Raw genomic sequence first — 9,208 nt, forward strand, 5'->3', positions numbered from 1 at the left:
AGCGGTCTGCGAGTACCGCTACGACGACGTCGGACGGCTGGTGGCGCTGATGCCGGCGGACGAAGCGCCGACGTCCTACGAATACCGCAACGGTTTCCTGCATACCCGTACCCGTGGCCAGGCCGTGTGGACCTACCGGCGCAATGCCCGGGGCGATGTGATCGTGAGCATCGATCCGGATGGGCGGCGCACGGAATACGCCTACGACGGCCACGGGCAACTGCTGGCGAAGTATGACCCGGACGGCGGCGAACATCGGTTCGCCTGGAGTCGCCTGGGCCAACTGACCGAAGAGATCCTGCCCGATGGCGGGCGTCGGTGTTTTTCCTACGACGCCCTGGGGCGTTTGCTCAGCCGCAAGGACGAACACGGCGCCCTCACGCATTACCGATGGGACGCCGTCGGCCGACTGCTGCAAGTGACCTTGCCCAGCGGCGCCACCCGGACCTGGAGCTACAACGCCTACGGCAAGGTCACCGCCGAGCGTGATGAACAGGGCCGCCTCACTCGCTACGAATACGCCGACGACCTGCACCTGGTCAGCCGCCGCCTGAACCCCGACGGCAGCGAGCTGAAGTACCGCTACGACTCGGCGCGGCTGTTGCTGACCGAGATCGAAAACGAATCCGGCGAAAAATATCAGCTGGACTACACGCCCAACGGCTTGATCCGACAGCAAGTCGGCTTCGACGGCCAACGCACCACCTACGCCTACGACCTCAACGGCCACCTGCTGGAAAAAACCGAGCACGGCGAAGACGGTTCGCAATGGGTCACCCGCTACCAGCGTGACGCGGCCGGGCGGCTGCGGGTCAAGACCTTGCCCGACGGCCAGGCCATCGAGTACCGCTACGACGAACTGGGCCGGTTGGTTTACGTCAACGACGGCAGCGATCGTCCGCTGGCCTTCGAGTACGACGCCCAGGACCGGCTGGTCTGCGAGCATCAGGGCTGGGGCACCCTGCGCTATCGCTACGACGCCTGCGGGCGCCTCAACCACCTGCGCCTGCCGGACGACAGCCAGCTCGACTACCACCATGCCCCCGGTGGCGCGCTGACCGCCATCGACCTCAACGGCTCGCGCCTGACCGAACACCGCTTTGACGCCGGTCGCGAACGGCAACGCCAACAGGGCCGGCTGCTCAGCGACTACACGTACGACGAACAGGGCCGCCTCAAGGCCCAGACCGTGTGGCAGAACCCACAGCAGCAGCTGCTCTGGCGCGATTATGCCTACAGCCCCCGGGGCAACCTGCAAACCCTTTCCGACAACCGCAGCCGCCGCAGCTACCAGTACGACCCGCTGGATCGCCTGACCCGCATCGACTTTTCCCACAGCGAGCCGCCGGAACACTTCTGCCACGACCCGGCCGGCAACCTGCTGATGCAGGACCGCCCCGGCCCGACCACCCTCAAGGGCAACCGCCTACTCAAGGAAGGCGACCGCCACTACGACTACGACGCCTTCGGCAACCTGATCCGCGAACGCCGCGGCCAGGCCCTGGTCAGCGCCTACCGCTACGACAGCCAGCACCGCCTGATCGGCGTGACCACGGCGGACGGCCGCGAAACGTCCTACCGCTACGACGCCTTCGGCCGACGCATCAGCAAGACCGTGGACGGCCTGACCACGGAATTTTTCTGGCAGGGCGACCAGGTCGTCGCCGAAAACAGCCCGCGCCATCACCGCAGCTACGTCTACGAACCGGGCACCTTCCGCCCGCTGGCAATGCTCGATGGCGAAGGCCTGAACGCCTGCCCGTTCTACTACCACCTCGACCACTTGGGCACGCCCCAGGAACTGACCCGCTACAGCGGCGAGATCGTCTGGTCGGCGCGTTACAACGGCTACGGCAAACTCACCGAGCTCAAGCACGGCAGTGGCGAACAGCTTGAGCAACCTTTGCGATTCCAGGGCCAGTACTTCGACCCGGAAAGCGGCCTGCACTACAACCGCCACCGCTACTACAATCCCGAGACTGGCCGCTACCTCACGCCGGACCCGAGCAAACTGGCGGGTGGGCTCAATGGGTATCGGTACACCCTGAACCCGACGGGGTGGGTGGATCCGTTGGGGTTGGTGGATTGCCCGGGGAAGGGCGGGTGCAGGCCGGCGGTTGGGGAGCAGGATCCGGCGGCGAAGGTGGCTGTTGGTCAAACGGAACCTAAGCTACCTATTCCTAAAAAAGAAGAGGATTTTCTATATCGCGGTGATGAGCGAAATCCCGAAGATGTTTTTGAAAACGGTTTTAAAAGCAAAGGAAAAAGCAAGAATCTTTTCTTGCACTCTATGGATAGTGATTGGCCTCCTAGTTACTATATTAGTACCTCCTATTCAAGGGAGGTAGGAAAGAAGTTTGCCACCGGTGATTATACGAGAATAGGATACTTGTATACATTGCAAAAAATTCCAGGGCACGATTTGAAAAAAGAGCTAGGGGCTTCATATTTGTTCGGGGCTGAAAAAGAGATTGCCATTCCAGATCGCATAAAAAATGAAGATGTGCTTGGCGCGACCTTGATACTTGATAATGGAAAAGAGTTTGGCTATTCCATACCTAACCCTAATAGGAGAATAAAAAAATGATTTCTAAGGTGGAGGTGTGTGTGTCTAGGGGAGGAAAAAAAGAAAGGCTTTTTCTTGTGTGTGATTCTGAAAAAATTGCAATAACTTTTCCTGCGGCAGATGGTGTTGATAGAACTTATGTGGGCGGTAATTTTTATAAGTGTTTTGCGAGTCTTCGGCGAGACAATCCGGATGTGATATTTTTTTGTAAGGGTGCTAAGAAAAATGTTCATCCGTCCGGTATGTCGGCGCAGATGTCGCTTGGGCTAAAAGCGTATGAGTTGAATGTGGGTGTCACTCCATCTCTCGATGATGTTGTTTATATATTTGATTACGATGATAGTAACTTGGCGAGCGATCCGAGTGAGCAAGAGGTTTTTTTTAAAGAGTGGGTTGAATCTCGTTTGTCGTAGTTATGGATATGAGGGGGAGGTAATGGTAGGTAAGGATGACATGGTCAATATTTTTGATTATGAAGATAAGGACTTAACCAACGATATTACAGAGCAGGCCGATTACCATCAGCGCTGGTTGCAGTCTTTGAGCGCTGATTCGTGATTTGCTCCCTCAGGACTGGAAAGAATCCCTGTCGATTTTCAGCAACATGACCCCTCGCGCCCGCCCGCACAGCAAATCAACGCCACCCCCAAGTGTGGAAGCGAGCTTGCTCGCGATAGCGGTGCGTCAGTCAGCATCAAGGGTGGCTGACACACCGCATTCGCGAGCAAGCCCGCTCCCACAGGTTTGTCGGTGATTTACCGGTCGCTACTTCGCATTCAGCCATTAAAAAAAGCAGCCCTTTGGCACCGATAACATCGTTTCTCGGGCCGGCGGCTTTTCCCTATATTGGCCCCCAGATCCGGTGAATGGCTCAACGTTCACCCCTTGAGTGCGAGTAGTCCCAATGAACAATAAACCTGACAGCGCAGGGCTTGAAAATGCGGGTGCGGCAACCCGGGCGGTGTGGGGCGGGGAGCAAGTCAGGCATCCCTACAACGCCACGCAAACCCCGATCGTGGTCAGTGCCGCTTACGGTTACGACGACATCGACGTCTGGTACGACGTTGCGCTGGGCAAGGCGCCAGGCTTTATCTACAGCCGCATGAGCAACCCCACCGTCGAGACTCTCGAAGCCAAGATCTGCGAGTTGGAAATGGCCGAGTCCGCCGTGGCGTTCAGCAGCGGCATGGCGGCGATCAGCAGCGTGCTTTATACCTTCCTGGCCCATGGCGATCGTGTGGTGTCGACCAAGGACAGTTACGGCGGCACCAACAAGATTTTCGAAGAATTCTTGCCGCGCATGGGCGTGGACGTGACCTTGTGCGAGACGTTCGATCACGAAGAAATCGAGCGGGAAATCGCCAAGGGTTGCCAGTTGGTGTACCTGGAAACGCCGACCAACCCGACCCTGAAAATCCTCGACATCCCACGCTTGGTGGCAGCGGCCAAGCGCGTCGGCGCCGTGGTGGTGGCGGACAATACCTTCGCCACGCCGCTCAACCAGAACCCGCTGGCCTTGGGCGTGGACGTGGTGATCCACAGTGCGACCAAGTTCCTCAGCGGCCATGGCGATGTGCTCGGTGGCCTGGTCTGCGGCAGCGCCGCCTTGATGGCCAAGGTTCGGCATTATCGGGAAATCAACGGCGCGTCGCTCGACCCGTTCTCGGCCTACATGATCATCCGTGGCATGAAAACCCTGGTGCTGCGCATGCGTCAGCAGCAATGCAGCGCCCGGGCCCTGGCGGAGTTTCTCTGCACCGAGCCGTTGGTGGAGTCGGTGAATTATCCCGGCCTGCCCAGCCATCCGAACCACGCCGTGGCCTGCGCGCAGATGTCCGGCTTCGGCGCCATCGTCAGTTTTGTCCTGGTCGGTGGCATGGACACGGTCAAGGTGCTCCTGCCGCGCCTGCGATTCGCCCATTGCGCCGGCAATCTCGGCGCGGTGGAAACCATCTACGGCCCGGCCCGCACCACCAGCCATGTTGAAAACACCCTCGAGGAACGCCTGGCCCTGGGCATCTCCGAAGGGCTGGTGCGGGTCTCCGTGGGTATCGAAGACACCGACGATCTACTGGACGATCTGAAACAGGCATTCGCCTTCGTCAAAAAAACACTTAATCCGCAACGCAATGAAGTTTATATCGAGACAACTAACTGAAGTTTGAATGTTGCTACTCCACAACAAGGCTGTTAGTGGGGCGTTCATGAATAGGAATAATAATAAAACTTAGTGGTGACGCACTTTTACTCTGCCCAGTAACTTGTCGCGGACGTTAACGCGCGCCCTAACAACTTTCATGAGAACAACCATGTCCATAAAAGAACAACACCTCGACACGCGTGCCGGTTTTAAACAGGAAATGCAGACGCGCCATATTGTCATGTTGGCATTAGGCGGCGTCATTGGTACCGGGCTGTTTCTCACGTCCGGGTACACGGTTAACCAGGCCGGGCCCATGGGCGCGGTGATCGCCTACATCATCGGCGCGCTCATGGTCTACATGGTGATGATGTGCCTGGGTGAACTGGCGGTGCAGATGCCGGAAACCGGTTCGTTCAGCACCTACGCCACGCGCTTTCTCGGCCCGGGCACCGGTTACACGGTGGCCTGGCTGTACTGGTTGACCTGGACCGTGGCAATCGGTTCTGAATTCACCGCCGCCGGTATCTTGATGACGCGCTGGTTTCCGGACACGCCCGTGTGGATCTGGAGTGCGTTGTTCGCTGGCGTGGTGTTCCTCACCAACGTGATCTCGGTGCGTTTGTTTGCCGAGACCGAGTTCTGGCTATCGTTGATCAAAGTGGTCACGGTGGTGGTGTTCCTGCTGATTGGCGGCGGTGCGATTCTCGGCCTGTTGAACATCGACCAGGCGCACAGCATCGGGCTGAGCAACTTCACTCGCGAAGGGCTGTTTCCCACCGGTTTCATGCCCATTGCAATGACGCTGCTGGCGGTCGCCTTCGCGTTCTCCGGCACGGAACTGATCGGCATCGCCGCCGGTGAAACCAAAGACCCGCAACGCAATGTGCCGCGCGCCATTCGCACCACCGTGTTGCGTCTGGCGATCTTCTTTGTCGGGACCATTTTTGTCCTGGCGACCTTGTTGCCCCGCGACCAGGCCGGTCTGGTAGAGAGCCCCTTCGTCACCGTCTTCACCTACATCGGCATTCCGTACTCAGCCGACATCATGAACTTCGTGATCATCAGCGCCTTGCTCTCGGCGGCCAACTCCGGGCTGTACGCCGCCTCACGGATGCTGTGGACCCTCAGTGACCAAGGGCACTTGCCCAAGCAGTTCTCGGCCCTGACCCGCATGGGCACGCCGCTCAACGCGATCATCGTGAGCATGGCCGGTGGCGCCGCTTCGTTGCTCAGCAGCGTGTTCGCCGCCGACACCATCTACCTGGCGCTGGTATCGATCTCCGGCCTGGCCGTGGTGGTGGTGTGGATGAGCATTGCCGCCAGCCAGATTGCCTTCCGCCGCCACTACGTAGCCAACGGCGGTGACATTCGCAACCTCAAGTTCCGCGTTCGGGGTTATCCGTGGGTGCCGCTGGGGGCGCTGGTATGCTGCAGCCTGGCGTGTGTCGGGATCGCGTTCGATCCGGAACAGCGGGTGGCCCTGTACTTCGGCTTGCCCTTCATCGCCTGGTGTTATTTCGTGTATTTCATTACCCGCAAAAGCCGCGAGCAACGCTTGTCGGTTGCCCCCTTGGCACAGCCGTCCGATGCGTTCTAGCCAGCGCTGAGGCGTGGCCGGTGCGCTCGGTGGAAGGGGTGTCAGCGAGGTCCGATCATGAAGCAAAAGCCGTTACCCCCATTGAACTGGCTGCGGGCATTCGAGGTGTCTGCCCGTTGCCTGAACTTCACCCACGCGGCCGAAGAATTGTGCTTGACCCAAGGCGCGGTCAGCCAGCAGATCCGCCAATTGGAGAGTCATCTGGGGGTGGCCCTGTTCAAGCGCTTGCCCCGTGGCCTGGGCCTGACCGAGGAAGGCCAGGCTTACCTGCCGGTGGTGCAGGATGCGATCACCCGGCTGGCAGTCGGCACCAATGAGATTTTCGGCCAGCACAAACGCCGACCGATCAAGGTGCGCGGCAGCCTGGCGTTTTTCGTGCACTGGCTGGCGCCCAAGTTGGTGAGTTTTCGCCAGGCCCATCCCCAGGTCGATATCCGCTACATCAGCAACATCTGGGTCAAGGAACTGGATGGTGAAGACGACATGGAAATCCGCTGGGGCCACGGTCAATGGCCAGGCCTGGTGTCGCAACGCCTGACCTGGGACACCTTGTTTCCAGTGTGCTCGCCAGCGCTGATGGCGCGTTCGCCACTGCAGGTGCCGGCGGACGTGGCGAAGCATCCGCTGCTGCACGTGTTGGGTTACGAAGAGGGCTGGGGCTATTGGCTGAACATGGTCGGCGCGGACGGCGTTGATTCTTCGACCGGCATGCAGTTCGACACGCTGGTGTGTACTTTGCGCATGGCCGAACTGGGGCAGGGCATTGCCCTGGCTCGCTCGTCGATGGTGGCTGAGCTGCTTGAAGAAGGGCGGCTGGTCGAGCCCTTCACCCAGCGCATCGAGGCCAGCGAATCGTTCTACCTGGTACGCAGTTCCGGGGCCGACCAGCACCCCGACGCGGTGATGTTTTCCACCTGGCTGGTCGAGCAGGCACATCGTTTTAAATAAATGGCCGGAGCCAACCATGCGCTATGTGAGTACTCGGAATGCGGCGGTGCAGGTCGATTTCGAAAAGGTCGTGTTGTCGGGCATTGCCGAGGATGGCGGGTTGTTCGTCCCGCTTGAGCTGCCGCAGTTCGAACCCCAGGACATCGCCAACTGGTCGACCCTGGCCTATGACGAACTGGCCTATCGAGTGATGCGTCCATTCGTGGGCGAGGCGATCCCCGAGGCCGACTTCAAGCGCGTGCTCAAGGACGCTGGCAGCCAGTTCAGCCATCGCTCCCTGGCACCGTTGCATCAGGTGGATCGCAACGAATGGGTCCTGGAATTGTTCCATGGCCCGACCCGCTCCTCGAAGGATTTTGCCGCGCAGTTGCAGGCACGGCTGGTGCAATACTTCCTGCGCAAACGCCAGCGCCGCGCCGTGGTGATCGGCGCCACCAACGGCGACACCGGGTTGGCCGCCATCGAAGCCTTCAAGCACTGCGATGAAACCGACGTGGTGGTGATTTACCCGGAGGCTGGCGTCCCGCAGGAACAACTTCAACAGCTGCAAGCGGCGGCCCATCCGCGGGTTCATCAGTTCGCCGTCAACGGCAGCTTCGACGAATGCCAGACACTCGTCACCCGCTTGTTCCGGCAGTGGCCGTGCACCGGGCGCGAGGCGATCAGTTTCAACTCCAGCAACTGGGTCAGCGTCATGGCGCAGTTGGTGTTTTACTTCCACGCCGTGCTGCAACTGGGCGGCGGTCAGCGCCCGATTGGTTTCAGCGTGCCGGCGGCGAGTTTTGCCGAGGTCTACGCCGGCTACATCGCGCAGAAAATGGGCCTGCCGATCACGCAGATGATCGTCGCGACCAACCAGAATGACGCGCTGCACCAGTTGTTCCTGAAGAACCACTACTCCCGCTTGCGCGCCAACAAGACCTTGTCGCCGGCCATGGACCTGTCGATCTTTTCCAACCTGGAGCGGTTTCTCTGGGAGCTCTACGGCCACGACGACCAGGCCGTGAGCGCGCTGATGGCGACCTTCGAAACCACTGGAGAGATGACCATCGCCAACGAGTTCTGGCTGCAGGCGCGGATGATCATCGACTCCTACGCGGTCACGGATGAACAGACCTTGGAGGAAATTACTTCGCTGTACCGCGACACCGGCTACGTCATCGACCCGCACACCGCCACGGGCGTGCTCGCGGCGCGCTTGTACCGCCGCAGCCTGGTGGCGCCGATGGTGACCTTGGGCGAGATTTCACCGGCCAAATCGGCGGTGCTGCTCGGCGAGTTGGGGATCGACATTGCGGCGCAACCGCGTCCCATGTCCGAGCATGGCCCGGCGCAGATCCAGCGCATCCAGCCGGACGACCTCGGTGCCCTCCAACAACTGCTCGCTGCTCTCTAACAGGAGGCTCCCGTGAAGCGAATTCTCGACCCGCTCGACGAACGCATCATCGCCGAACTCCGGCTCAACGCCCGGGCCGCCCACGCCGAGCTGGCGGCGAAGGTCAACCTCTCGCGCAACGCCGTGCGCCAACGCATCGAACGCCTTGAACGCGACGGCGCGATCCAGGGTTACACCGTGCGCACCGGCGAGGGCGGGCAAGCGTCTTCGAACATCAACGCGGTGATCTTCGTCTACCGCTACGACCGCATGCGCGGCGCGGAAGTATTGCAAGCCCTGCGCGCGATACCGGAAGTGCAGCAGTGCGATGTGATGAGTGGCGAGTTTGATTTGATGCTGCGGGTGGGTGCGGCGAATCCGGAGCGGGTGCATAAGGTTTGGAAGGAGATATCTGCGCTGCCTGGGGTGGAGAACACGGTGACGTCGTTTGTGTTGTCGTCGGTGGTCTAGGCCCGCGGCCTGCCTAAAGTGTAAATCCTGTGGGAGCGGGCTTGCTCGCGAAGGCGGTGTATCAAGCAATATCAATGTTGACTGTGCCGCCGTCTTCGCGAGCAAGCC

At 60.1% G+C, this 9,208-nt stretch carries 8 protein-coding genes; all 8 read left to right on the forward strand.

The genetic code is table 11. The annotated features are described in order from the left end of the window. Positions 1 to 2,587: RHS repeat-associated core domain-containing protein (locus AC30D9_RS29290; RefSeq protein ID WP_490145364.1), on the forward strand; the 2,587-nt coding region annotated here is incomplete at its 5' end. Continuing rightward, positions 2,584 to 2,979: a hypothetical protein gene (locus AC30D9_RS29295; protein WP_305486113.1), complete on the forward strand. Its 396-nt coding sequence runs from the start codon at positions 2,584 to 2,586 to the stop codon at positions 2,977 to 2,979. The genes AC30D9_RS29290 and AC30D9_RS29295, both read left to right, overlap by 4 nt. Before the next feature lie 22 nt (positions 2,980 to 3,001). After that, entirely contained in the window at positions 3,002 to 3,124 is a 123-nt protein-coding gene (locus AC30D9_RS29300) for a hypothetical protein (protein ID WP_490145365.1), read from the forward strand. Positions 3,125 to 3,470: 346 nt separating this feature from the next. Beyond that, positions 3,471 to 4,724, forward strand: a complete 1,254-nt coding sequence (locus AC30D9_RS29305; protein WP_490145366.1) for a cystathionine gamma-synthase family protein — start codon at positions 3,471 to 3,473, stop codon at positions 4,722 to 4,724. Between the two features lie 151 nt (positions 4,725 to 4,875). After that, positions 4,876 to 6,306 carry an amino acid permease gene (locus AC30D9_RS29310; protein ID WP_490145367.1) on the forward strand — a complete coding sequence of 477 codons (1,431 nt, stop codon included), beginning with the start codon at positions 4,876 to 4,878 and terminating at the stop codon, positions 6,304 to 6,306. A 57-nt stretch (positions 6,307 to 6,363) separates the two neighbouring features. Next, positions 6,364 to 7,254, forward strand: a complete 891-nt coding sequence (locus AC30D9_RS29315; RefSeq protein WP_490145368.1) for a LysR substrate-binding domain-containing protein — start codon at positions 6,364 to 6,366, stop codon at positions 7,252 to 7,254. Between the two features lie 16 nt (positions 7,255 to 7,270). After that, positions 7,271 to 8,650 (forward strand): threonine synthase, encoded by a 1,380-nt coding sequence (gene thrC, locus AC30D9_RS29320; protein ID WP_490145369.1) that lies wholly within the window; start codon positions 7,271 to 7,273, stop codon positions 8,648 to 8,650. A 12-nt stretch (positions 8,651 to 8,662) separates the two neighbouring features. Then, complete coding sequence (locus AC30D9_RS29325) at positions 8,663 to 9,100, forward strand: Lrp/AsnC family transcriptional regulator (RefSeq protein WP_490145370.1); 438 nt, start codon at positions 8,663 to 8,665, stop codon at positions 9,098 to 9,100. Positions 9,101 to 9,208: the final 108 nt, after the last annotated feature.

The sequence above is a fragment of the Pseudomonas sp. DF11 genome (genome assembly GCF_058148565.1).